The 25,661-nt window shown below is 50.2% G+C and carries 23 protein-coding genes and 3 pseudogenes; 7 read left to right on the top strand and 19 right to left on the bottom strand.

All coding sequences use genetic code 11. The features are described 5' to 3' along the window. Positions 1-15 precede the first annotated feature (15 nt). Together AC1DQM_RS02695 and AC1DQM_RS02690 are read left to right on the top strand one after the other, a co-directional pair. A complete protein-coding gene (locus AC1DQM_RS02695) occupies positions 16-1,539 on the top strand; it encodes a hypothetical protein (protein WP_477745841.1) in 1,524 nt (507 codons plus the stop codon). A 20-nt stretch (positions 1,540-1,559) separates the two neighbouring features. Next, entirely contained in the window at positions 1,560-2,303 is a 744-nt protein-coding gene (locus AC1DQM_RS02690) for a hypothetical protein (RefSeq protein WP_477745840.1), read from the top strand. Between the two features lie 128 nt (positions 2,304-2,431). On the opposite strand, the pseudogene AC1DQM_RS02685 reads toward AC1DQM_RS02690, so the two are convergent. From AC1DQM_RS02685 to AC1DQM_RS02670, 4 genes and pseudogenes are all read right to left on the bottom strand, one after another. Further along, positions 2,432-2,629, bottom strand: a pseudogene (locus AC1DQM_RS02685) (IS3 family transposase); the annotation flags it as partial. Beyond that, a complete protein-coding gene (locus AC1DQM_RS02680; protein ID WP_477745882.1) occupies positions 2,626-2,694 on the bottom strand; it encodes a hypothetical protein in 69 nt (22 codons plus the stop codon). The gene AC1DQM_RS02680 and the pseudogene AC1DQM_RS02685, both read right to left, overlap by 4 nt. A 196-nt stretch (positions 2,695-2,890) precedes the next feature. Then, positions 2,891-3,148, bottom strand: a pseudogene (locus tag AC1DQM_RS02675) (hypothetical protein); the annotation flags it as partial. Between the two features lie 214 nt (positions 3,149-3,362). Next, entirely contained in the window at positions 3,363-3,662 is a 300-nt protein-coding gene (locus AC1DQM_RS02670; protein WP_477745839.1) for a hypothetical protein, read from the bottom strand. A gap of 153 nt (positions 3,663-3,815) precedes the next feature. Here AC1DQM_RS02670 and AC1DQM_RS02665 point away from each other — a divergent pair, with 153 nt between their 5' ends. Next, positions 3,816-4,115, top strand: coding sequence for a hypothetical protein (locus AC1DQM_RS02665; RefSeq protein WP_477745838.1), 300 nt, complete (start codon positions 3,816-3,818; stop codon positions 4,113-4,115). Between the two features lie 52 nt (positions 4,116-4,167). Here AC1DQM_RS02665 and AC1DQM_RS02660 read toward each other — a convergent pair whose 3' ends face one another. The 4 genes from AC1DQM_RS02660 to AC1DQM_RS02645 all read right to left on the bottom strand — a co-directional run bounded on the left by AC1DQM_RS02660 (position 4,168) and on the right by AC1DQM_RS02645 (position 6,383). Further along, positions 4,168-4,701, bottom strand: coding sequence for an HAD domain-containing protein (locus tag AC1DQM_RS02660; RefSeq protein WP_477745837.1), 534 nt, complete (start codon positions 4,699-4,701; stop codon positions 4,168-4,170). Positions 4,702-4,994: 293 nt separating this feature from the next. After that, a complete protein-coding gene (locus tag AC1DQM_RS02655) occupies positions 4,995-5,558 on the bottom strand; it encodes a hypothetical protein (RefSeq protein WP_477745836.1) in 564 nt (187 codons plus the stop codon). Positions 5,559-5,635: 77 nt separating this feature from the next. Further along, positions 5,636-6,040, bottom strand: coding sequence for a DUF6957 family protein (locus AC1DQM_RS02650; protein WP_477745835.1), 405 nt, complete (start codon positions 6,038-6,040; stop codon positions 5,636-5,638). A 22-nt stretch (positions 6,041-6,062) separates the two neighbouring features. Continuing rightward, positions 6,063-6,383 carry a hypothetical protein gene (locus AC1DQM_RS02645; RefSeq protein WP_367241817.1) on the bottom strand — a complete coding sequence of 107 codons (321 nt, stop codon included), beginning with the start codon at positions 6,381-6,383 and terminating at the stop codon, positions 6,063-6,065. Between the two features lie 254 nt (positions 6,384-6,637). On the opposite strand from AC1DQM_RS02645, the gene AC1DQM_RS02640 reads away from it, so the two are divergent. Further along, entirely contained in the window at positions 6,638-7,150 is a 513-nt protein-coding gene (locus tag AC1DQM_RS02640) for a helix-turn-helix domain-containing protein (RefSeq protein WP_477745834.1), read from the top strand. 1,898 nt (positions 7,151-9,048) lie between these two features. Here the strand turns inward: AC1DQM_RS02640 and AC1DQM_RS02635 are convergent. From AC1DQM_RS02635 to AC1DQM_RS02610, 6 genes and pseudogenes are all read right to left on the bottom strand, one after another. Further along, positions 9,049-9,861: a hypothetical protein gene (locus AC1DQM_RS02635; RefSeq protein WP_477745833.1), complete on the bottom strand. Its 813-nt coding sequence runs from the start codon at positions 9,859-9,861 to the stop codon at positions 9,049-9,051. Positions 9,862-9,873: 12 nt separating this feature from the next. Then, positions 9,874-10,770 (bottom strand): TniB family NTP-binding protein, encoded by an 897-nt coding sequence (locus AC1DQM_RS02630; protein ID WP_477745832.1) that lies wholly within the window; start codon positions 10,768-10,770, stop codon positions 9,874-9,876. Positions 10,771-11,127: 357 nt separating this feature from the next. Beyond that, entirely contained in the window at positions 11,128-12,927 is a 1,800-nt protein-coding gene (locus AC1DQM_RS02625) for a Mu transposase C-terminal domain-containing protein (protein ID WP_477745831.1), read from the bottom strand. 1,483 nt (positions 12,928-14,410) lie between these two features. Further along, positions 14,411-14,617 (bottom strand): DUF3224 domain-containing protein, encoded by a 207-nt coding sequence (locus AC1DQM_RS02620; RefSeq protein WP_477745881.1) that lies wholly within the window; start codon positions 14,615-14,617, stop codon positions 14,411-14,413. Between the two features lie 28 nt (positions 14,618-14,645). Further along, positions 14,646-14,789, bottom strand: coding sequence for a DUF3224 domain-containing protein (locus AC1DQM_RS02615; RefSeq protein ID WP_250637209.1), 144 nt, complete (start codon positions 14,787-14,789; stop codon positions 14,646-14,648). 81 nt (positions 14,790-14,870) lie between these two features. Further along, positions 14,871-15,028, bottom strand: a pseudogene (locus AC1DQM_RS02610) (transposase domain-containing protein); the annotation flags it as partial. A gap of 344 nt (positions 15,029-15,372) precedes the next feature. On the opposite strand from AC1DQM_RS02610, the gene AC1DQM_RS02605 reads away from it, so the two are divergent. Beyond that, positions 15,373-16,587, top strand: coding sequence for a sugar MFS transporter (locus AC1DQM_RS02605; RefSeq protein ID WP_477745830.1), 1,215 nt, complete (start codon positions 15,373-15,375; stop codon positions 16,585-16,587). 439 nt (positions 16,588-17,026) lie between these two features. Here the strand turns inward: AC1DQM_RS02605 and AC1DQM_RS02600 are convergent, their stop codons facing one another. Further along, positions 17,027-18,562 (bottom strand): diguanylate cyclase, encoded by a 1,536-nt coding sequence (locus AC1DQM_RS02600; RefSeq protein ID WP_111453337.1) that lies wholly within the window; start codon positions 18,560-18,562, stop codon positions 17,027-17,029. A gap of 369 nt (positions 18,563-18,931) precedes the next feature. Beyond that, positions 18,932-19,681, bottom strand: a complete 750-nt coding sequence (locus tag AC1DQM_RS02595) for a hydroxypyruvate isomerase family protein (protein WP_477745829.1) — start codon at positions 19,679-19,681, stop codon at positions 18,932-18,934. A gap of 178 nt (positions 19,682-19,859) precedes the next feature. Here AC1DQM_RS02595 and AC1DQM_RS02590 point away from each other — a divergent pair, with 178 nt between their 5' ends. Continuing rightward, positions 19,860-20,750, top strand: coding sequence for a LysR substrate-binding domain-containing protein (locus tag AC1DQM_RS02590; protein WP_476213549.1), 891 nt, complete (start codon positions 19,860-19,862; stop codon positions 20,748-20,750). Between the two features lie 505 nt (positions 20,751-21,255). Here AC1DQM_RS02590 and AC1DQM_RS02585 read toward each other — a convergent pair. Beyond that, entirely contained in the window at positions 21,256-21,960 is a 705-nt protein-coding gene (locus AC1DQM_RS02585) for a helix-turn-helix transcriptional regulator (RefSeq protein ID WP_477745828.1), read from the bottom strand. Between the two features lie 269 nt (positions 21,961-22,229). On the opposite strand from AC1DQM_RS02585, the gene AC1DQM_RS02580 reads away from it, so the two are divergent. Continuing rightward, entirely contained in the window at positions 22,230-22,853 is a 624-nt protein-coding gene (locus AC1DQM_RS02580; RefSeq protein ID WP_064617920.1) for a glutathione S-transferase family protein, read from the top strand. Between the two features lie 263 nt (positions 22,854-23,116). Here AC1DQM_RS02580 and AC1DQM_RS02575 read toward each other — a convergent pair whose 3' ends face one another. Both AC1DQM_RS02575 and AC1DQM_RS02570 read right to left on the bottom strand, forming a co-directional pair. Continuing rightward, on the bottom strand, positions 23,117-24,535 hold the full coding sequence (locus tag AC1DQM_RS02575; protein WP_477745827.1) for an aldehyde dehydrogenase family protein: 1,419 nt from the start codon (positions 24,533-24,535) through the stop codon (positions 23,117-23,119). Positions 24,536-24,547: 12 nt separating this feature from the next. Beyond that, positions 24,548-25,588: a homoserine dehydrogenase gene (locus tag AC1DQM_RS02570; RefSeq protein WP_477745880.1), complete on the bottom strand. Its 1,041-nt coding sequence runs from the start codon at positions 25,586-25,588 to the stop codon at positions 24,548-24,550. Between the last annotated feature and the right edge of the window lie 73 nt (positions 25,589-25,661).

The raw sequence follows: 25,661 nt of genomic DNA, 5'->3' as shown, positions 1-25,661 counted from the left end.
TGAGGAGATAACAGCATGACCACTTTCAGGCTCGTATACCTTTCAGCAATTCTATTCTTAACCCCAACACAACAAATACTATATGCAAATGAAAACTTAGTATATCTTCAAGGCGTCGTGGTATCACCCAACTCGACAGAACAATTAGGAGGCATACCTGGCGGTATGATTTCGATCAACCCTCAGTCGCTACTAATACTTGACAACCAACGCAAAAAAATTGTCATGATGAGCCTTCCAAATCACAAAGTACGAGACATCGACTTACCTGACACACCTAATGCACCTATTGCTATAGATACAGATGGACAAAATATTTTTATCGAATTCATAAATACAAATGAAAGACTCTACACTTCGATTGAGTCCCTGTCTCAAAGCGAGCGCCAAACGTGGCTCACTAAAGAGGTCACCCCCCCACTCACCAAACCTTTCCAAGTTTTACGCGATGATAAAAACATTAAGATAAGCCTTCATAAAAACTCCAGTGCAATTTTAAGCCTGAAGCCCATAAGCGGCGGACGCGTAGTATCAGTAAATGATTTTATCCCGCTGAAAAATGATAAGTTTATCGCATCCTGGGAAGAGCTTCACGATATAGAAGGTTACATTCAATCCTCTTCTTGGGCTGGTATTTTTTCTAGCAACGGAGAGCTTGAAAAACTTGCACTATTACCCACTGAAAAACAACCTAATCTTGCACATCGGTATGTGGCACTAACATCCGACGGAAAGGTTTACTTTCAGGGGGCCACAGACGGACGCGTTTTTGTGGAGCAGGTTTTTCTTGTCTCGCCTACTGATGGCCAAATAAGCTTTGCCAAAAGATCGAGGAAAATTTCTAACCCTGGGCTCGGAAGTGAGTTTGAATCTGCTGTCAGGCGAATTGCAGAAGAAGAGATAGGCGAACAGTATAAAACTCGGGCGGCATTTGGAAAAATAAGCAGAACTGAAGTCATTGATAATGCCAGAAACTTCCTAACAGTAAACTGGGTGCTAGCAGAGAAAAACTACTCCAGGCCTAATCTTCCTTCATTATGCAATGTTAAAAACAAACAATGGTGGTTGCGCCCTAAACCCCTGAACGGAAGAAAAGATCAGTCAATTGTTGCAATGCCTTACCGCTGGGGCGGCACTTCAACCCCTAAAAGCTTTACTACTCGCTTGAACCAAGGAGATTTGGCGGGCTCAGTCTGCACCTGCCGAATTAGCGAGTACAATTATTGCATAGTCCCCAGAACTACTGGCGTTGACTGTTCTGGATTTATATCTAACGTATGGAGTACTGAACGGCATACTACCTCATCGCTCAACAGCATCTCAGTTATTTTGCCTTCTATTTTAGACTTGAAACCTGGAGATGCACTTAATAAACCTGGATCGCATGTTAGGCTATTTCTGGGTCTCACTAATGACCAAGAAATTAAAGTAAGAACAATAGAGTCATCCGTCAGTTGCGGGGGAGTTTGCGAGCGCACCTATAGTATGAGTGAGCTTAATGGCTATATACCGATCCGATTCAAGGGAATAACCGACTAATTTCACCAGGAGGCACTGAAATGCAAAAAAAAATCATAATAACCCTCTTGCTTTCTCTTGCCGGATGTTCGAGCTATCGACCGATACCTACTGAAGCCGAGCATATGTCATTTAGAGGCTATGTCAACAAAGAGATGATAGATGACAAAAAAACTTCTTACAAGCTTAAGCACGTAGATAGAGCATTGGAAATTTACTCAAACCTATTACTTAATAGCCTCCGAAAAAAAGCGACTAATGCTTGGAACGTTTCAAGTATAACTACAGCAGGAGGTACTGCGGCTGTTATAGGGGGAATAGCCAATGAAACCGGCCTACTTAATACCGGCCTTGGGCTAGCGGGCTTAGGCTTTGCAACATCCTCACAATCAAAGCTAGACGAACAAATCAACCTTATACTGACTGCGTACAAGAAATTTAGTTGCGTTAAAGGCTTTAGTGGCTCGTTGACTGAAGAATTAGCTCAACTGGTACGAGCTTCGGGAGACCAAGATGCTATAGCTGCGTTGGACAGCGCACCTGAAGATACAATTCAATCAAGCATAAATATTCAAAATGATTATTTGGTATCTATGTACTCACTAAAACCCAGCCCCCCTTCCAGTGGAGATATTGCTAGCTTTTTTGACAGGCTAGTTGAATTACGGACATCAACCACAACATCACTAAGAGGTCGGAAAGCGCGTGCTTCACCGGAAACCGAGGCGGCCATCAAGACGATAAAAGGCTACAAACTTCAATTAGAAGCATGTACCAAATTCTGATAGCTCACCTTCAAACAAAAAACTATTGGGTAAAATGACGATCATCTTTTTTGTGACCGGATGAAGCGCCGAACGGATGAACTGACCGAAAGAAGCGAATCCGGCTACTGTAAATCGCCCCGGATTCTCTAGGCACCTTGCAAGCTCATTGCGGAACGCTTTTCAAACTCTACCGGTGACAGCCGATTGTTGAAACCATGGCGGCGTTTTGCGTTGTAGGATATCTCGATGTAATCGAACACATCGCTACGAGCATCTTGCCGTGTGGTGTAGATTTTTCGCTTGATACGTTCCCGTTTCAGCAGCTGGAAAATACTCTCTGCTAGAGGCTGTGCACGGACACGCCCAATCGCACAGCCACCTCTGAGATAGGAAGCTGCTTTTCGGTCACTTGGTTGACCGCCTGGATTTTGAATTCTTCGGATAACGCTGGTTGCTCATGGCACCTCCTAATTGGCCTGATTTTAAGGCTGGAGGCGTCTACGAAACCCGGGGCGATTCAAATAGGAGAGTAGCTCGGGTGCCTAAAATTCACCTTAGCAACTTATCCAAGAGGCTTTACCCAAGGCAAACGAGGAGCGCGACTATCATTGCAACACTCGCGGTGTGAAATGCTGCAGTCCCTGTGATAGGCGCAAAAACTCCCGCAGACTCGCACGTCCATTACCGCGCTGAAAAGTAGCGAGGACGTAGCGAGAGTTCACTGTTGTCAGCACCCAAAACATACCTTCACGTTCGGCCTTCACAACGTCAGAAGTACGGATCAAGTGACCGTCGCCGAACCTACCGTATTGGTCTTTCCGCTTGTGGCCAAAAACAACACCGATACCTGCGCGAGCCAGTACCTAGATAGAAGATTTTGAAATGAAAAATTATGGCTAAGCCATAATTTCCAATAATTCAGTCTCCCCTCCGCCGTATCCATTGGTGGCGAACTCGATCACCTGCTGCGCACCGTACGTCCCACTATTTACAGCCCCGATGGATGTTCGAGGAGCATGACTCAAAGGTCAGCCGATTAAGTTGAAGCGCAACATTGTGATTGAAAGTGGGGGGTTTTCAGTCGTCTCTCCAAGGATTGAATTTGTCCCCATACCTCGCGTGTAAGGCGCGATTGCGCTCGATCCTCCTGATCCACGGATCGTAGTCCTCGGGCAACGCGGCTAGCTTAGCGCTGATGATCATTTGCACCGCCTCGTCACGCAGTAACCTGCTGGTCAGTTCGCGGTAATCGCTAAGCGTAACTACACCATAAATGGCGTAATTGTCTTTCACATAGAGGTCAGTCATTCCCACCCGCAGATGGCCATATTTTTCTACGTCATCAGGGTAGATATCCTCTAGGCTGAGGTGCCCCATATCGAACTCCAGGTTTCAAAGGCGCCATCGAAAGCCTGCGCCATCATTGAAATCGTTCCTTCGCGCCAGCGCCTACAAAAGCCAGCCAACAGCAGGCCATTAAGTGTGCGCATGATAACCTCGGCACAGACATCACTGTTCTGAGAATTCGCTTTGAACACACCTGACGCACGTGCCGATTTCAACACCCTGATCAACGCACCAAAATTTTCGGACGACCCAGTTGGGCAGCACCAAAAGAAACGGTGGCGACTGCTGGCTGAAGACATTTATCAAAGCACCACAATAGAGGCACTGCTAGAAGCGAGAGGCAAAGCGGAAGGCTACATCCATGGCCTTGTGGATGCCGGACACCTCTCGACCAAGGACTACGAGCGTGATTACCTAATACTGTGCATCGCTCAGAGGCGGCGTGACTTTCTGCGCAAATTGCTGAACGAATACGGTTACTGAAGCAATAAATTCATGCCTTAGCAGCAATTCCAAAGCGTTTCGGGGAGTGTTTTTACGACCCCATCATGGCTCTCAGCTTGAGCCGTAGCTCCTCCTGGGTCGGCACTGAGCTAAGGCCCAGGTTGGGATCAGTGCGAATCAACCGTCGATCGTGATCTGCCCAACTTTCAAAAGGATCATCATCCAGGGCGATCCAATTCGTCAGGCCTGCCCTGATCACTGCAGCACGGATCTGCTGATAGCGGCTGTACATGTCATAGCCCTCAAAAGGCGCCTTGGGCATTCTTGAATGCCATGTACTGCTCACGGTGAGAGCCTGCAACTCTGGCGGTAACGCAGCGCGTGCACGACGGTAACCGAGAATGCGCACCCAGCTTGTCGATAAGCTGATTTTGACTTGAGGAAACTCCTTCAGTATCTCGACAAGGATTCCGGCATGCATCATGAGTTGCCCGGGTGCACGCAACACCAAACCGTTCCGGGTTCGGTAAACGTCGTCTGGGTGCAGCACACCATCAAAATCGAGAAATAGAACTCGATCATTCGGCATCAGCCGGCTGCATGTCGGGCAGTTCGAATCAAGCATGGAAAAGAACTCTCAAAGCCGGCCCTCCTGAAAGCTATCTGCTTCCCCTGGGAAGCACTGGCGTATGCGCTCAATCAATCCGTAGCTCGTCAAGACTGACTAGGCCATCCACACATTGCCGCAGCTCAGCAAGGTGCCTGAAGAAGACCTCACATCTTCGAGTGCTTGACTGCCAAGAACCTCCGCCACAGCTCAGCGACGTCGCTCGTGCTCGAGCACATAGGCCTGCAGCCGCCACCTCCCCCTTCGCTTCGCCGAAGCCTCAACCAAGGGGGAGCCTGGCTATGAAGTGCTTACTTAAACGCCTTACTAAAGCGCTGAGAAAGTGTCACAGCATCGATCACTGCCCAGTTCTCCGGTTGGCTACTTTTCCGAATAAAGTTGATCGCACATCCAACCATGAACACGCCCGCAGCGACTCCTTCCCAAGCCGCAGCCTTAAACGTCGCCGGAACGAGATAACTCGGGTTGACGCTACCCGTTATGAGGTGGATCGGATAAGGCGAAATGAAGCAACCAGCAACGGCCACCGCAATCATCAAGGGTACCGCTGCAACTAGCATTAGAACCGGTACTTTGATCTGGTACTGCTTCGCCGCGACAAGCTTGCCGCTCGAACCCTTTACTGCGTAGATGATGGCTTTGTTCTCAGTCTTGTCTTTTTTCTTCGTGAAGATGCCGTACAGGGTCACTCGCTCCCCCGCCTCAATCTCTTCAAAAATCTTTCCTGGCAGCAAAACATTCGGCAATACCTGCCCATCGATAACGATGCGCGCGGTCACAGTCCCCTGCTCAGTAGCAATCACTCGTGGCTTCTCGATCACTCCAGTGACCTGCCGGCAATCAAATCGAATCAAAACGTGCTCCTGCAATTTTTAAAGGCGTAGTCAATCGCACTGCCTGAATGGCAGCGTGGGTGAAACTGTTGAGTCAGTTACGCTCGAAACGAAAAAACGGTACTAAGTGCTGCTGGCTTCCTTACACCATCACCAAGCAATAGGTAGACAGTGCTTTTGGTTTCAAACATGCACGGGTGGTCATGCGAAATTCCAAAATTTGTACGCACCCAGTGGCCTGGAGAAAAACGTCGTCGGCTGTCCAAGACGACCTCATGGGAATAGACAGCTTTTGGTAGCAGCCCCATTGACGCGAGACGATCTTGCTCCGCCTGAGTGAGCTGGAGATCAGCGATGATCCATTGCTTCACTAGGCAGAAAGGCTTCCCCGGAAAAGTCTTTTCGGCGAGCCCGATTATTTCTTCTTGCGCGCCATGCCAACCAAGAACGACTTCCCCACTTCCGTAAAAAAACTGAGCAATCTCATCAAGAGTTACTGACATGGCGCCTCCAGTGTTTGAACCATCATGTGCGTGCACTGGTGTAGATATGGCCCGTTCCGGTGATGAACTCGTAGACGGGGTTTTCCTCGGTGCCAGGCTGGATGCGAATTTCAGAGAGAAGCTCCATTGCGTATGACCCCTGCTCGCTCTTTGTGGGTGGAAGTATGAGATGGATGTTCGTCACGATCAGGAACTCACCCTGCTCCGCTGCACGCATCATCTGAACGGTTTCCACATCCGTAACTAGGTGAGCAACCGGACTAAAGCCACCATCCTCTAATCCCATTCCCTCAATCAGAAACGAGTACTCGCACCGACTGATATCGACCGACTTCCAGAGCATTCGAGTGCTGTCCGGAGTTCTAAATTGCCCCTGCAAATTGCTGCTATTGGTTACAAACACTGCGGATAAACCCTATTTCAAACCCTGCCAAGCTCTGAAGAAGCTCAGCGTAGGCAGCCTTCGATTGACCCTGCTCATGCTTCTGGCAACCGGATAGGGATGCTGCCGAAAGGCACGCGATTCCTTGGCGCTATGCATCCTGTTGAATGGCCATCATAAGCAAATATCCCACCATTAACAATTAGAGATATTTGGTGGGCCAGCGCGAGTATGGCTCTATCCTTTATTTTGAGAAATTGAACGTGAAGGAAGAGCTAGCCGTCACGCTGCGCGCCATCCGACAAATGAAAGGATTGGGTTATGAGGCCCTGGCGGGAACCATCAGCCAAAGCAACCTTAGCTTGCTCGAGCAAGGGAAAATCCAGGCGACGCTGCCTACCCTCGTCAAGATCGCCGAAACGCTCGATATCAACCTTCTGACTCTATTGGCGTTGTGCTTGGCGATCCGTGACAAAGAGGCTCCTGAACATTTGATAAAAAATGCGCAAAAAGAGCTTCAAGGCTTCATCGAGTCGGGCGGCCTTAAAATCATGGAGGATCAGATTCAGGACGGAGCATTGAAAAAACGATCTCGAGGAACTCGAGCGGATGCTCAGAGGGTCAGTGCCGTTGTTGAACTGAAAAAGCAGGGCCTGACACAAGCCGAAGCTGCGCGCGAGCTAGGTTTGCCCACATCGACTGTTCAACGGTACTGGCAAAAGGAGTAAGCCTTTAAAGGCAGAACCTCCACCACGACGCGCCTCATCACCACACTATTCATCCACTACACTCGCCCAGCCGGTTATCTAAGGCAAGACTGAGTGTATGAGGAAAACCTAATGCTGAGCTCATGCTAACGCGTGGATCACTTCGGACATCAGACACCTCTATCTGGCGAGCATTCTCGCCTAAATGGGTGTCCGGTTTCATTAGACCACTACATCTGGCGTTGCATAGGGAAGAAAATGGCGTTCTTGCTTAATGCAAGGCCAACGATACTGGACAGCCACAACCTATACTCTGTGCCCATTAGCCTGTGAAAGGGTAAGCAATCCAGGCTCTATAGCCGGCTGCTGCCCAGAGATCTAGTGACAGGATTCCTGTCGACCTTTGCGTAATCTATGAACGTCTATCGTGTATGGTTCATTCGCGTCACCGTTGCCGAAAGGATCCTGAAGAGTGCTTCCAAACTGATCCTATAGGGGTCGTTGATCAAAGCTAGCTCATCGCATCCCCAATCAAAAAAGCAACGTAGCAGGCGGTTCTTAAACACCTGTTCGTCGATCAAATTCAACTTTCGTTTGTACCTCCAGTTTAGGGAGGCACATAGCCGATCTGGATCTGGATACCGAGTCGAGAAGTCTGGTTCTACCGGCATTACGCCGGAGAACTGGCTGACCATCGGGTTTATAGTTGAAGGCCATGAACACTTCCCTGACTCCTGCGCTCTAAGGGCGAGCAATGCTCGTTGGTAGAGATCCACGCCCGGATAGCCGAATGAGGACGAGTAAGTGAGGATCTGCCCGGTTCGCGCGCTTCCTACAAAGCACAAGGTCACTTGGCGTGATTCGAAGCTCCTCGGTAAGCTGACACGGATGGATGTCGTCAGATAAACAGGAAACAGATAAGTCAGCATCATTTTCTTACACATAGCGCTTAAACGCCTATGTTCGATAGTGAAAGGAGACTGCTCTCGTACAACTCCAACTGATTATGCACCCATCTACCTAACTGCGAATTTATATCAATAGTCCGCCATATTTGCGCGCGATCAGTGACCCTATAATAGTCCCTACCCCTAGCTGCTTGAGCATCGCTGGGTTCGATCCAGCCGAGCAATAGCCCACTTAAATAAAGCGCCCTCGCTCTCGCACTGCACGACACCCTGTAAACCTCGAAATAGAATGTCACATAGAAGCTTAGGCCATGCTTTGGAAAACAATCAGGGCCTCCGCATCCCGACATATCCACATTGCGGTATGAAGCGCTGAGGCAAGGTAGAAGCATCGCTCTCATTAGAGTAAGCATAAAATTGTCCATCTGCTGAGCCACATCGCTATGGGGCGCCCTTAGCCGGAGATCCATGTACCGCTGCTGCACATCCAAAGACAGCCTCAGCAACTCTGAATCAGCTTCACATGGAAGATCATATCGGTCGAAAACCCTGTCTCTATTGTGGTGCCACATGAAAAGCCGGAACCCATAATCTTCGTTGGTACTGTATTTTACGGGTGCGTCTCGCAAAAGAACCTGGTGCGCAGCGCAAAAGGGTTGAAGAAGATATCGCCACTCCAATTTGCATACAAATGAGCGGGTGGTCTTGAGACCTTCTTCCAAACATGCATAGCAATAAGAGCGCCGATATTTAATCGGAACTAACGGCTGCTCACACGGGCCGAACTTCTCGGCCAAACGTTCTCTCGCAACACCATGCTGCTTGATGAAAGATGGCAGCTTCACGTTAGTTTCCATAAAATCAGGATCACTTACCGATGAATGCGTTGCATGAGCCCACATCTCGCCAGCCTCAAACTCCCCAATGTGACTCGCGTCAAAATATCTATTACACATTCCCTGCAAAGCAATCCTGTACATCCAGGACGAAAGGCTTTCTCCCTCCGAAACCTCAGGAATAAACATTTGATTGCACCTCAAATTTGATTTCCTCCCTCGATATGCATCTATCCGTTATTTTTTGCGCCCCCTTCCCAAACAGAACCCCAAGCACATAAATATCTTGAAGGATATCGATTACTCGATCGATCTCAAAGTCAGCATCTTTACAGAGGCTAAAAATACATTTACTCATAGGGATGTCTAATCGAAAAGCACTATTATTCCAACGCCAAAAAGACTCGATAATCTCAGTGCTACTAGAAATATTAAGCTGCCGCTTAAGCCCTATCCGAAAAAAATTTGAGCTACTAGTTTCTATATGCTGCTGCAACGATGTCGAGCGTGTTGAAATAATAAAGCAGAATCGCGCACGACTCTCCGTCATTTTTCTTATCTGTTCCGCGACATGTAGGGATTCCACCTTATTTCGCACAATCACATCCAAATCGTCGACCGCGATCATCGTCTGGGCAGTGAGAAATGAAAACTCCGCCAAGTAAGCGGGCACGTCTTGCAGGGAAACGGAAGGTTCTAGAAGTGAAAATGCAGCACAGACTCTATCTATAAAAGTGATGTCGTAATCATATAAATTATTCGTCACGGTAATCCCAGAGAAAACAGGGTCAGCCACAATAGCTCTAAAAAAGGTCGTAATACCGCTTCCCGCAGGGCCGTCAACCAGAATCACTTGGCCGCCCTCTTCGTTCTGAATATACTTTAGCATTTGGGAAAAAGCGTTACGCCAAGACTCGCTAACATACTGGAAGCCGTGACGGCCTTCCAGTACAGTGCGAGCAACTTGCAGGGAGTGCTCTTGATTCAAGACATGTTCCTATTATGCTGTAGCATCGGCATCTTCGGCTCGCAGGGCGAAGCTGAAGTCTTCCATGATTGATTCGATGTTATCGATATGGGAATGCGTAATGTGCTCGCTGCCGTCAATGACTGCTGCCATCGCTGCACTCTGCAGGATTTTCACAATGTTGTCAGTTAAACCCAAGCTTTTGTCCATAATCTTCAAATACAGGATCTGGTCTTTCAAATTGGTCGCTTTCTTCAAAGGCAACCGATGGATGTAGCTTGCGACAAAACTTCTAAACTCAGCGCCGTTCTCCCAACTGGCCAAATGTTTTACCGCGTAGCGACGCTCCAATTGCTGATCTCGGCGAAGAACATCTGCAGCATCTTCTACACCAAATGCGAAGACCGAAAGCCCATAAATATCACTAGAAAGATTCTTCAAAAGTGACAAATTCACGCTTTGCTGTGCAGCCGTCAACGTCAATGCGTCGTGCACCTCATCGATGACAATGCCTCTGATATTCTGCGATTTGATTCTACTTTGAAGTTGTGGGGTAAGATTTCCGCCTTGACGCGCAAGCTTACCGACTCCAAGGCCCATCGCAACAAGAATCAGGTCGCGCAAACTATAGTTATTTGGATTCTGATGCATGGTCACAAATATCAACTTGTCATCAGCGTACAGATTACGCTCCTTGAGTTGGTTCACCATTGCAGACTTGCCCGCGCCGCCTGCTGCTGCAACGATCATGCAAGGCGCTACAATCCTGTTTTTCATTTTCATAGAGAAATGAATCTGACTGATAACTCGTTCTGCTGCAGGATGCGGCACCCAGAAATCGTCAGAGCACGAGATCATTCTATTTTCATCGGAAAGCTCAAAATGGTGCTGAGCAGCCTGATGCACATGCGGATAAAGAGTTTCGCTCACAGTAAATTTCCAATTTAAATATTTATATATAACTTATTCAAGGCCAAGGACTCAACTTGCATATCATTCACTATGACAGAGCCTGCGGAAGTGGCATCAAACCTATTGACACCTTTCCCGTTGATTAAGTTTTTTCAGGCAGCGAACAAGGCGTGCACAAAATTTTACTTCTGAGAATTTATAATATTGCGATACGCCTTATTCCAATTTTCAGACAATAAAATTCGTACTCGCGCTACTGAATCACGCAAGTGGATTACGTTTTTATTTGATCCATTAACGGCGTCTTTATGCATTAGCTTTTGCTAAGATTTTAGCCTGCTGTCCAACTCGGGCTACTCAAACTGGGCTGTTGCTTCACCATCGAATAGGGGCGCTGTCGTAGATAACTGGAAACTCGTCGTCGCGAGCAACCTGCTCCTTACGCTGCAAGAATGCAATGACATCAAAAACATTCGATTTAACTTCCCTAGCGACCTTGCCCAGCTTAGGCTTCGTCTTGGGATTAATGGACGTATGGAGTTTTTTCGATTCAGTTGCTTTGTCTGAATTGGCTGCAACAGAGCCAGATTTAGCGTTCTGTGTTCTGTAGTCCTCCATACCTTTCTCGCGTTTCTTCCTCTGTTTCTCCTGGCGCGTAAGCTTTGATTCCTCTTCAGCAGCCTGGTGAAATTTCCCAGCCGACTGCGCCCCTGAAGTGCTCATGGTTCCGTCCCGGTCTCCTTTTTGTTGACGCTGCCAACGATAAATCTCTAGGTCGCTGCTTCTGTTAAATTTGTTCCTTACACACGGAATCTTTTCCCATTTACCGTCAAACTTAACCATTACATAGCTCATATCATAAGGGTCATATTTTACTAGAACCTTCTGTCGAACCTTACTCTTCAAGGCTGATGAGGAGTATTGCCTACGAAACATACCTATCCCGTCAGGGGTGATTTCCTTACCTGAGACTTCAGGATAAAAGGTGTACTTGAAGTGCTCATGCTGAACCACTGGCAGGAGCCGATAAGCTGGATGCTTTTCATAATGCTTGTTCCAAGCTTGGCTAGGACTTTTACCTAACGCTGAGTGCTTCGTCTCATGATAAGCATGTATGGCATATACCATCATCTGACGCAGCCTTGTTAGGGTAATGCTGGCGGTCTTCTCACTGCGAAGTGACTTGCGTTGAACTGTGTTCGAACCAGTACTACCAGGTAGTTGGTGGATCAAATGGATCATCTGTTTGCCAATCAGGCTTTCAATGTGCCCACCCTGATGCTTCTTTCCAATCATCCGATGCTCAACCGTGATACCGAAGCCTTTTGCATTAAGAACGAAAACGTCCGACGTGAATTCCTTCGCGTTGTCGGTATGGATCGTCTCCGGCAGACCGTGCATAGGCCACAAATACGTCGGTAATCCCCACCTTTCCAGCATCTCGTCCTTCGGCAGGGCGCAGTTCTCCAATAACATAGCGACTGTCACTGCGCTGGGAGGGAGGAAGGACAGGTAGAACCCGAGAATTACTCTAGTATGAATACAGATTGCCAAACTGATGTAGGGACGACCGATAATTTTTGTCCTATCGTCCTCATCGACTAACAGCATATCCACAACCGTGTGGTCAATCTGCACCCACTCCAAAGGGCGGTTCGTTACTTTGTAGCCTGGACGAAGTTCAAAACGCTGAACCGCTGCTTCCTTCCCGTGTTTCATCTTGTAGAGAAGTTCTGACGGTTGCTTTTTAATCCATCGTTTGACCGTGTGATAGCTCGGTCTCAGAATTTGACGGCTGTCACCCTCGGTCTGACAAGCTCTCCAGACCGCCCCATAGGTTCTCGCCTGAGGGTAGTGCTTAAGGAACATGTCCTCGATGAGCCGCTCCACGTCATTCTGAATCGCATTTGCGCCGAACTTTCTTCCGCTACGATCGCCTACGATGGCGCGGTAGCTCAGAGACCCTCTCGACCGTTTGAGCAACTTGTAGAATTGTGACCGGCTGATCGAAAGGATTTCTAGAGCCTGCTGGAATTCTAACGCGCCCGAATTGAAATCTTGAATGACCGTGTAACGCTTGTTCGCCAACTCATGTCGTGTTATCTCTGTGTCTAGGCTTTGTGAGTCCAGAACAGTTTTTTCATGCAGCATTACGCTTTGGGATACTTCTTCCATTGAACCTTCCGTTCACTATCTGCTCGACGTGCCACGCCATTAGATCCGAAACTCCGCAAGCGAGCGCACATCTGAGTTTGTACTTAGTTTTTTTAAAGAGCGAGTGTTGCATTCCTAAGGAAATACATCTTCCAGAGCAACTTTGATGTTTTGGGTTTTGTGCATCGATCTGTTCTCATGTCGTGAAAGCCAATCTAGTAAAACTTTCAATGGTCGAACTTGTCAACTTTGACGCGCCCGACAAAATCCGACCGTCACCATTATTTTATATATGCAATATATTGACTGAATGGCAATTTATGATATATGTTTTTTTGGCTGGAAGCCCCGTAATACGGGGCCTCTAGAGTTAACTGCTTAATATTTGACTCGAATAGATCTCATTTTTCACGAGATCCGATTATGACTTCCATTTTAAAAATCTGCGCAATCAGGCCTCATAAACTGGCAAACAAATCGAAAATTTCTATGTAAGTTTTCTTTCGCGATTTTTTTCAATACCGTCAGGAATGATTACATATATATTGACAATTTTTTAGTTTGGATGACGGAAACGATGCACACATTTGCGTGCTTAATCACACTAAATGACAGAGTTCAATTGTTATATATTGACAGCGAGGCCATTGAAATCATGTCAAACAATCGCGAGATTTTTTTGTAGTGCGAATAAACAATGGAGATAATTATCCGAAGAATTGGCTATCTTCGTGAGATAAAACCAGAAAAAGTCTCAACATTAGCGCACTGGGGGGCTGCGCCCCCCGGAAATCATGGCTTTGGCAATGTCTCATGATTTCGCGACTGCCTCACCCTGCTTGATCGACTCCGTGTCCCTTGGATCATTTTTTTTATAATGGACGCTCTTTACTCAGAAGCTACAAACCTCAACCTCCATTCAATTAATCGTACTTTCGTGTTCCGTGGCCAGCCAGTTTTCACAACACAGCCAATTAATCCGGCTTGGCGCCCGTGCTATCGACGCGCCCCGGAGACCCCAATCGTCAGCACAGTGATGCGCAAGGTGCACGGTATTACCTTCCATTTTCTCAATTATTTGTGGAATGATGAGGCGCTGCTAGGTGCAACAGAAATTGCAAAAAAATTAGCGCAGTTGACGTTCAGCCAGGTACGGCGTTCGGCGCGCGCAAATCGGCAACTCGCGTGTAAAAAACCAAGATTCCTAGATGATCTCAAATTCTGCTTGTCGCTTCATAGGACTTGCCCAGGCTGCCTACTAGCACTGCTAGGGTTTGCCTAGAACTACAGTTTGCCCCTCGCGAGCGCCCTGCTCCTCTCAATTACGGCACCCACACTGGAAGTTTGGACCTACCAGGTTTATCAATGATGATCGCCAGGCTTTGCTTGGCTCGCGTAGCTGCAACATAAAAGAATGAGAGACTCCAGTCTTCGTAACAACATAGGTGTGGCTGCCATCAGCTCTCGCGCGAGACGGCCAAGCTCGCATGCGTAGATCTTGTTGCTACCATCCATAAATCTCTGTTTGCCGTTCGCGTACATGCTGGGGCGACCTTCGAAGTTGAAGCCCCCTACCCGCTCTCCCAGTAATTTGAATGGCAGGGTGCGTTCCATCGATGTCAATTGTGATCCCTCCTGACCCTGATATCCCTTTCAAACCATCCGTACCACTGCCTCCAACTATGCAGAAAAACTCATCTGCACGATCAATTCCGGTAGTGGAGGCGGAGTGAATGAAGTTAAAGGAACCCTCTACCCCAATTCACCGTCCCCTTGAAGCTCTCCATCGCGATGTAGCAGCCCCTTCTTGATGCTTGGTCGAACGCCGCAGTAAAGGCTGTTGAAGAAATACCATCGATAGCTCCTGTATAGGACTTTTCCATGGAGCTGATCGACACTGGTAAGCCTGTTGTAATTTCGGGCGTGGGATGCTGTGGCAGCAGTTGATCGATCTCACTCGCTCGCTACGTCGGCAGGCGCGTCAGCACATCTTTGAGATACGCATAAGGATCATGCCCATTCATGCGGGTTGACTGAATCAAGCTCATGATCGCAGCTGCCCGCTTACCGCTGCGTAGCGACCCGGCGAACACCAGTTCGAGCGTCCAAGTGCCCACGGCCCTACTGCAGCCCAAATGAGCGAATTTACCCCTTATCTCGGCATCCCCCCAAGAGATCCTGCGGCTTGCCAAATGAAAAGTCAGGCACTAAGGTAGCGCCCTCTAACGACTGGCCCTGGACTTTGGGTGAGCGGTAGCGGCTACAGACAAAAAATCAGATGGCAGCGCACCCTCCTTTGGCGAGTACTTCACCGCACAAAGATAGCGCTGTCCCACTGTCAAGGTGCCCGAGGCTCTATAGAGCTTTCCTTGAAAGTAACAATCACAAGAAAGGAAGCCCGTGATGACGAATGCTAGTGCTAGCGCGACTGTCACCAACAGTTTGGCAACACCCCACGCCCAACGGATGAGCACCTACGTGTTCGCGCTGTTTTTCATCCTCGGCAGCATCACCAGCCTTAACGATGTCCTGGTGCCAAAACTCAAGCACCTCTTCAGCCTCAGCTATACCGAGGCCATGCTTGTGCAGTCGTCATTCTTTTTTGCCTATTTCATTTTCGCCATACCCGCAGGCCTGCTCATTTCGCGAATCGGCTACATGAGAGCGGCCGTCCTCGGGTTGCTGCTGATGGCTGGTGGATGCCTGCTCTTCATTCCTGCCACCCAGTCCGCATTGTTTCCAGCCTTCCTCGGCGCCCTCTTTGTGCTTGCGATTGGCGTGACAACCGTTCAGGTCGTTGCGAACCCGCTGCTTTCACTACTCGGAACCGCCGCAATGGCCCCCAGCCGCCTCACCCTCGGCCATGCGTTCAATTCGCTGGGAACCACGGTCGCTCCCTACCTGGGTGCCATACTGATCCTGGGCTCCCTCAATGCGGTAGATACCTCCGCATTGTCGCCAGCAGAACTGACGTCCTTCCTGTCGCAGGAAGCCAGCGTGATCAGCAACACCTATGCAAGCATTACGCTCTTCATCTGCATGGTCGCCTTGATCGTCTGGCTGAAAAGAAATGAGCTGCAACCGTCAACAAGACCTGAACGTCTCAATCCACTCGCTGCGCTCGACCTTCTAAAGCAGCCGCGCTTTGCACTCGGCACCGTTTGCATATTTCTCTATGTCGGCGCCGAAGTCACGATTGGCAGCCTCATCACCGACTACCTCATGCTGCCGACAACCCTGGCCCTTCCCGCCGAAGCCGCAGGCAAGCATGTTGCCTTCTATTGGGGTGGCGCCCTGGTTGGCCGCTTTATCGGCTCGGCGCTGATGCGCACTTTCGCGCCCGGGAAACTGCTGGCCTTTGCCGCCACGGCAGTCATTGTGCTGTTGACGATCTCTGCCACCGCACAAGGCGTTGTTGCCGGATGGTCGCTGCTGGCCGTCGGGCTGTTCAACTCCATCATGTTTCCGACGATCTTTACCCTTGCGACCGCAGGGCTCGGTCATCGCGCGGCGGAAGGTTCGGGCCTGTTCTGTTGCGCCATTGTTGGCGGGGCATTTATTCCGCCATTGACAGGGTATGCGGCCGACCTCTCGACGCTCGCGATGGCATTGAGCGTGCCAGCGACCTGTTATGCCGGCATCGCAATCTACGGTTGGTATGCCCGCGCTCCGAAGCACTAGCATTCCCTGGCGCGGCTAGCCCATTGGTAGAAGCTAACGATCAGATTCAACCGCTTGTTCGCCGTGCCAGGATCGAGCCCCAGCTCGCCTTGTAGTGGTCTAATGAAACTTAACGTCGTGTCAGGGATTAATTGACCACTACACTCAGTCTGATAATGGGCGCTGATGACCGAAGCTAAAAGTGGAGCACGGGTTTGGTAATTCGATGACGACCGAATCTTTATGTAATTCGCACGATCTGCCGAGGTCTGAGGCGTTCCAAAACGACTACCTGTTGAAGTTTCTGAGCGCAGAGTCCGAATCACGGTGACTTAACCGAACGCTTACGATTACCAGGGGGCGTGTGCTGGACAATGGGATGATGATCTGAAGGCAGAGCGCGGCTCCGAAGCTGTCGAGTTTTGGCTTTTTGCGCAGTGACACCCGGGTAGCCGATCTGCTACATATCGGCAAGTTGGACTTGATCTCTACCATTTGATTTTGCACTGTACATCGCGGTATCGGCACGCCGAATGAAGGCGTCAAACGATTCTGATGGAATCCATGTTGCAACGCCGAAGCTACAAGTCGCCTGTCCAATATCATCAAATGGTAGGGTGTTTATTAGAGCTCGAAGCTTTTCTGCCAGCAGCCTTGTATCGTTCAGTTCGCTATCCGGGCAGATCAATGCAAACTCTTCTCCGCCTGTTCTGCACAGCAGATCGGTTTTGCGTGTTGCCGAACGTATTCGTGTGCACAACGACTTCAGAACGTTATCACCACACTGATGGCCCCAGCGGTCGTTGATGTGTTTGAAGTGATCGACGTCAAACATGATCAGCGACAGAGGTCGGTATTGCACGTTAGCCTCGATGAGCAAGTGCTCCATCAACTCTTCGAAGTATCGGCGGTTATAGACTCCGGTCAGGTGATCGGTAATGTTCAACAAACGCAAGTCTTGCGTGCGCTCATCAACCAGCAAGAGGGCGCGGGCGCGCTGCGTAATCAGCAAGTACACCATCAAGGTCAGCAGCAGCGACAACCCTGCTCCGAACACGACAATTAGGCTGATGGACAGTGCGTAGCTGTTGGCGACCAGAAATGTTGAGCTGGGTCGAAACTGGATCAAGTAATTTTGGTCGGCTACTTTCAGCAGCCGCTGCGTGTACAGCGCTGAAGGGGCCGCGGGGGCCAAGCTCTGATAAATGCTTTCCCCTTGATGCTGCGTGTCGATCAATGAAAGCGTCACGTTCAGTCGTTGCAGACTTGGTAATGGAATGCCTTGTTCCATCAAAGAAGCCAAGCGTACGCTGGAGACAACGAACCCCTGCAAATTATCATCGTTCAATGGAACCTCAGGGGGCTTCTGGAATACAGGTGCGACAAAGAAAACCCCCGACTGCCCATTGGTCATTTTCAACGGTTCCGACACAACTATTTGACGTGTTTGTCGTGCCTTGCTCATCAAGGCTTGGCGACCCGGGCGAGCTAGAATATCCATGCCGGGTATGATCTTTACGTCATCGCGCTTCAATAAGTAGAGCAATATCCAGTGTTCCGGCCGGCTGGTGAGGGGGACTCTTTCACCGGTGACGGGATTAATTTCATGATAAGAAAAATCACTGGTACCGTTGAGGAGCGCCTTAGCGCGAAACGTTTGTAGATCCTTCTCGAGAATCCTTGGCACCCAGCTATAGGCTTCGTCCTCTCCAACTAGAGGCGTAACAAATCCCAGAAACTCCTTTTCAGTGACATCGTCGGCGTTGATAAAGAAACGCCTCACAACGTCTAGTTTCAAGACCTGAGTATTAAAGCGTCGTTGCAGGCGACTGAATCTTTCGTCGACCTCCAGTTGAAAAGCAACGCTAACGGTACGCTGCTCTGCCCCTGCGAACAGAATAAGCACCAAGAACGTGACGGCCACCCCAGCTAGGCACACCAGACCGCAAAGGGTCACGTCTGATGCTTTGAGCGCGTTCTGACGAATAGACATCATTTTGTGTTCCTTGCTCATCGCCAAAAATAGCGTGCAGTGACCTGAAGTACTTTTGGAGTATCGGCACACTTGTCGTTATCTTTATAAATCAGACGTTAGAGCAAGGGGCTTATATTAAGGACTCCAACCAGTTAACGGTTCAAATCTAGAGCTGTCGTGGCAAATGGGTCTGCGAACAGTTATAGACACGTTCGCCGCCCCTCCACAGGCTTCGGCCGATGTGCATGCGTCAGCCAGTCTGGCAGCGCTCAGGCGAACCCAAGCTTGTGAATGGCAAAGTCGCGCAACCCGCTTTTCTGGAGCTTACTCGATCGGCTGATTTTGGCCGGTTGCTACCCTTCGTGACGGGAAGCAACCAGCCATCAAGCGCTAAGTATTTTGCGACTTGAGCCAGCCTAAGCTTGCAACAGTAGTGCTGGAAGGACGGTATTCACATCCGATCCATCCTGTGTATCCACGATGTTCCAGAGTCGCGAACAATTCAGCAAAATTTAAGATGCCTGTCCCCGGCTCGTGGCGACCTGGGCAGTCCGCAATCTGTACGTGGACGGTTCGGTCATAAAACTGATCCAGAACATTTGCGGCGTCGCCGGTCAAAAGCTGTGCATGGTAAAGATCGAGAATCAGTCCAATACTCGGGAAGGCTTCCAGCACCCGTAGCGCTTTGCTGAAATCCGACATGTAGTACCCCGGGATTTCCTTTGGGCTTATCACTTCAATCAGGGGCCGCAACCCCCGATCTTCAAAATATTTGACTGCATATTCCAAGTTGCTCATGAAACTGGGCGCAGCTGAAACTTGTGCAGTAATCCCAGACATGACGTGCACATTTGAGCAGCCCAACACCTTTGCATACCTGGCGGCCAAGGCTAAACCTGCACGAAACTCTTCTTCCTTGCCTTGCAACGCAGCAATGCCCTTGGTGACTCCGGCCGGTACAGCGAACTGGATCAGAGGTAGAGAATATTGAGTCAAATGTGCGGCCAATTGACTGGCTTCAAATTCATAAGGCGAAGGAAACTCCACCGCCTTGAATCCAGCAGCCGCTGCAGCTTCGATACGCTGGAGAAAAGGCAAATCGTTGAATTGGAAGCCGAGATGAGCATTGAACTTGAGCATTCAGTAAAAATCCGTTTTGAAAGAGGCAAGTCATCTGCCTGGACGCGAGCCTCGAGAAGGCGACAACACAGTTATCGCAGGCATATTAAAGAGACTCCTCCATCACGAAAAATATTATGTTGTGATTTTTTTCATCACTAATTGTTATGCTTTGGGTTTCGATCCGAGAATGACTGGTATGAATCTCAAAGCGTTGATGTGCTGCGTAGAAGTTGCGCGGCAAGGTAGCTTCACCAAAGCCGCGCAGAGCCTGCACATCGCCCAACCAGCATTGAGCATGGCCATTACTCGATTGGAAGAGGAGTTGGGCGTTACGCTTTTCAACCGCGCGGCACGACAAATCAACGTGACGGCTGAAGGAAAAAGCTTTATTGCCCGTGTCGAAGTCGCTTTGCTCGAACTAGACATGGCACGTCAAGAGCTGCGGGATCTGTCGCATTTGCACAGTGGTGAGATTCGTCTTGGCGTGCCTCCCATGTTCGGGATCAACTACATTCCGCAGGTACTCAACGCCTTTGGCAAGAGATATCCAGGTATCGTGATGACGGTGATTGAAGGCAGTGCGGATGACATCAGCCAGCGCCTGGAAAGCCGTGACATTGATGTCGCCCTGCTGGAGTCTCGTCGAGTAGAGAGCGGATGGGACTCCGTTTTGTTAGGCACCGACGAGATGGTGATGTGCATGAACGACAGCCACCCACTTTCGCGCGAGGCTTTTATCGAGGCCTGGCGTCTGCAAGATGAGAAAATGGTGCTTTTTGACCAGACATTCCTGCAACGCCATATGTTCGACACCTTCTGCGAAGCCTCTGGAGCCCGCTATCGAATAGCATTGCAGACCAATTTCGTCTCACTGGTCATCAAGGCAACACTGGATGGAATGGGCGCCTCTACATTGCTGCGTTCCATTCAGCAATGTGTACCCGGCTTGCTGGGCATTCCCTTCAAACCGGCACAGATCATGAGTTTCAGTCTATGCTGGCGAGCTAACGAATATTTGTCTGTCGCAAACAAGCGGTTTGTTGAGTTTGCTCAAACAACCGGTTTCTTCGGTAAAGACCCCGACTAACAGTCAATGGAGTTGAAACGCGCCAAGCCACCGATCTCGGCTGCGAGTCCGATGTAACTGCCCGTCCTGGTCGTCTGGTCGAACGCCGCAGTAAAAACTGTTGAGGAAACACCGTCGATAGCACCCGAGTAGCATTTCTCCATGGTGCTGATAGACACTGGTAAGGAGGTAGTAATCTCGGGGGTTGGGCTCAGGCCTATTGGTTTAAAATTCTTAGCAGTAAAAGTGGCTAACGCTTCCATTCACATCCGTCTCTATCCAAATGAGTGAGGTTCTGATTCTACTCCCCAGCACAGCACAGAGCCAAAAACGCTTTTCGGAGCTAAGCCTATTTCCATCTATGTGGCAGCAACTCCGAGGTGTCTTCACCGGACTCTTACTTCCGCGCATAGAGAAATGCAGGACGGAAGCCCTTGGCCTGGAACGCTTCCAACTGGCTAGGGGGGCACACCGATCAGGATACACTCCTCGACCAGGGGGCTCAGAAAACGCAATATAAAGCACGCTAAGACAAATGCTGCGGCGGCCGCTGATGGATGTCCACCTCGCGCCATTCTTTAAGCAAGGCTTGCCTCCGACGAGGGTAGCGCTCGGGCTTTACTCTCAAAGCAGATATGCGATCAGTCCTAAAGTGACGGAACTCTTGCCGTAGTTCGCACCACCCGGCAAGCATCCGAGCATGATCAAAATAGCCCAGCGCAACGGGCCAAATCGTTCTCTCTGAACTAGCTCCCTTCAGATCTAGATACTTGATTATTACCTTATGCTCGACTCGAATGGCCCTTCGAATCTGCGACAGATCGATGGCCTCTAATTCTGTTTGATCCCCTTTGCCAACCACCAATGAATTGGTATCAAGTGCGGTCCGCAGGTCTTGGGGTAAAACAGAAGCTATTTTTGACAATGCTCCTTTTGCGGCACTACTCAGTTGAAGGTCAGCACGCTCGGACACCCAGCGAGAACCCAAGACAAGGGCCTCTATTTCCTCCTCGGTAAACATCAATGGCGGGAGCATAAAGCCGGGGCGTAAAACGTAACCAAGTCCTGGCTCGCCTTCAATGTTGGCACCTTGCCCCTGAAGCGTTGCGATATCTCTGTAAAGCGTACGAACGCTTATCCCCAGTTCTTTGGCCAAATGATTGCCAGTCACTGGAAAACGATGGCTTCGCAGGGTCTGAATCAGATCAAATAATCTTTCGGTGCGAGACATAAGTGGCTTTGTTGGTGGTGTGATCTCAACGAGATGCTGCCATCATTTGGCAGCAAGTCAAAGAACTGATTGCCATCAACCTCTGGGGAAGGCTACTGAAGGCCATTTGGATCATGCTGATAGCGATGTTCAACGGAAACGACCTGATAGGAAGAGCTTTCCTGGCAGGCTGATGAGAGCAGACGCAACGCACGCATCACTACTGACACTTTCTGTCAGTATGCAGGAAGACAATGGCAGTGTTGATCACTAAACAAGGAGCTAAAACCATGCGTCTTCACTACCATCCCGCATCAACTTGCAGCCGCCGAGTGCTGATGGCCGCACATTACCTCGAAATCAAAGTCGATCTCGTGCTGGTGAATCTGTTCAATGGGGAGCAGAACTCTCCTGAATTTCTGAAACTTAACCCGAATCATCGGGTTCCGGTTCTCGAACATGATGGATTTGTTCTTTGGGAATCTTACGCCATCATGCAGTACTTGGCGAATATGACCCCTAGCCAAACTATTTATCCCATCGAACCCCGTGGCCGTGCTGACGTTAACCGCTGGCTTTTTTGGTGTGGGCAGTATTTCATGCCGGGCGTCGGCATTCTTAACTGGGAGAACTCGATCAAGTCTTTGGCTGGAATTGGTTCGCCCGACCCCAGTGAGGTCGCTCGCGGAGAGCGGCTTGTGACTGAAGCTGCGAAAATTCTTGATGCGCACCTTAGTAATCGAGAATGGATTTGCGACACCGGTCTTTCACTCGCCGATTTTGCTATAGCCGCGCCACTAGCTGACCAGCACAGCGCCAAATTCCCCGTAACTGATCTGCCCAATCTCCAGCGGTGGTTCATGCAAATCCAGGCGCTTGAGTCTTGGAAGAAGACGGAAGCAGGTGCTCTGTAAGCTAAAGGCGTCCGGTTGGAGCAATGCCTAACTAGGCGTCAGGCATTGCCGTCAGGATGTAGTCCCATTGAGCCTTTATTGACAATTGACACACTCAATAAAGGCTCAATGATTCTTTCTTGAAACATTGGTGAGGGAGACGCACATGTTTCGACGACCTCACTGTTCGGCCAGGTGTTTCTCAAGGTTGCCTGAACTCTGCGACTCTGGACATCGTTAACCTCGTGAATGACTGTCTGCAAAGACGAATTTACTTCGTAGGTTTAATCCAACTCACTGATGCAGACCACTTTAGGCTGCGTCATGTCCTCATAGGCAAACCGGACACCCTCTCGCCCCAGACTTCCGTACTTGAATCCACCGAAAGGCATGGCATCAAAACGATAATCGGAAGAGTCATTGATCATCACTCCACCGGCTTGAATTTGCCGCGCCAATTTCAAGGCCTTGGAAAGATCACGTGTGAAGAGTCCCGCATGTAAGCTGTACTCCGGAGCGTTGGCCAGAGCAACAGCATCATCCAGGTGGTCAAAAGGCTCCAGGATGACAACCGGCGCGAAGACTTCCTGCTGCCAAATCCGACTGTTATGGCTTACACGCTCCAGCACGGTCGGCGCATAGCTTCCCACTTCGCGATGGTGCCCACACAGAAGAACGGCCCCCTCGGCCAGTGCTTCATTCACCAATTGTTCGGTACGACGGGCCGCCTGTTCTGTAATCATCGGGCCTACATCCGTTGCTCGCTGGTCAGGATCACCCACTACCAAGGCACGCGTTTGGCTGACAAAACGCTCACGGAAGTCCTCATAAATTGAACTGTGTACAAGGATGCGTTGAGTGCCGATGCAATTCTGCCCTGCTGCCCAAAAGGCGCCAGACACGCAGGACTCAACAGTCGGTTCGATATCGCAATCTTCAAGCACAAGAACCGGGGCATTTCCTCCCAGATCCATCGCTAGCTTCTTCAACCCTGCACTACGAGCGATGGCCTCACCTGTGGCAAAACCGCCCGTAAAGGAAATCATCCGAACTTCACGAACCTCCACCAATGCTTTACCCAGATCGACGCCACCGGTCGCCGGGGTTACCACAGACGGAGGCAGACCCGCTTCCACCAGGCACTCAACCAGCTTGAGAGCAGACAACGGTGCGAGCTCTGAGGGCTTCAGGATCACAGCATTACCACCGGCGATGGCCGGGCCAAGTTTATGGGCGACCAGGTTCAGCGGATCGTTGTAGGGGGTGATCGCGACGATAAGCCCCAACGGTTCCCGAGTGAACCAGCCTTGGCGCGATTCGGAGCCTTCATATGCCTCAAATGGAATCACTTCCCCGGCGTTACGACGAGCCTCTTCCGCCGATAGCTTCAGCGTATTCACACAACGCTTCACTTCCTTCTCTGCTTGTCGCAGCGTCTTCCCCGCCTCTGCAACAATAAGTTTGGCAAACGCTTCAGCCTCAAGCTCTACACGCCGGGCCGCCTCCTCAAGAATGCGCGCACGCAGGTGACGAGGCATTGCCGCACTCTCACGCACGCCAATTCGCGCACGTTCCAGCAAGCCAGGAACTGCGGCGGCATCGAGGCAAGGGACACTGCCCACCAGGCGACCATCGAATGGACTGAACACATCAATCTGTTTGGCTTCAACAAGCTGGATACTGGCCATGCTGGATACGCTCATGACTATCTCCTGTTATTTGCCGTGGGCGGTGTGGATGGCGACGATGTCCGACAGCAATGCGAAGGCTGTTTCGATGCGCCCTGCCCCAGGCCCGGACACCGTGACAGCTCCCAGCAGTTCGGTCTTGAATGACACTGCATTCGTAGCACCGCTGATTCCGGCAAGAGGATGTGTGTTCGACAGTAACCGAGCTTCCACACTCGCTCGAACCGAGCCATCTGCTTCACGATCGGCTGAGCCAATCAGTTTCCAGCTAGCGCCATTGGCACTTGCCTGGGCAATATCTTGTGCGCTGATATTGCTGATACCCGAGCACGCTACATCGCTGACATTCAGTCGTGCGTTGAGCAGTTCGTTGGCCAGGATCACCACCTTGAGGCGTACGTCAAACCCTTCCACATCGGCGGTTGGATCTGCCTCGGCGTAGCCGAGCTGTTGCGCTTGTACGACGGCATCGTTGAACGCCAGGCCGTCTTTCATCCGGGTGAGCACGTAGTTGGAAGTGCCGTTCAGGATGCCTTCGAAGCCTTGCACGTTGGCGCCCGCCAAGGCCTGCCTGGCCAGACGAATCACGGGGGTGCCACTCATCACCGCCCCCTCGTATTCGAAGGCGACCTGGTTGCGCCGGGCCAACGCTTTGAGCTCGGCACCGTGCAGCGCAATAGGTCCCTTATTGGTGGTCACTACATGAATGCCGCTTTCCAAGGCCCAGCGGCAAAAGGTAGTGGCAGGCTCGCCATCCACCGGATTGGTGAAAGTGGCTTCAGCGATGATGTCTGCACCGGAATGCTTGATCACGGTTTCGTTGAAGGCCTCAGCATTGCCGCCGGGCAGTTGAGCGAATGCGCCCTTCTCAACCGGCAGCGCCACCAACTGCTTTGCATCCAGACCGTCTTTGGCAACGATTGAGCCGAGGAACAGATCGGTGACACCGACAATTTTAATGGTGAAGCCGAGGGCCTCTTTCCACTCGGCATTACAATCGGCGACCAATTGGGCGAAGCCACGGTTCACGCCACCAAATCCTACCAAGGCAATTTTGTACTCAGTCATAAGCGTTGTTCCTATATTGATGTTGTTCGTTAGGAACATCCTAAGAGCCGGGCTTTGGCAGTTGAATATGGCA

Source organism: Pseudomonas sp. 01L34, from assembly GCF_056400265.1.
Note: the sequence above shows the minus strand (reverse complement) of the source record. Positions and strands in the feature narration are given on the sequence as shown.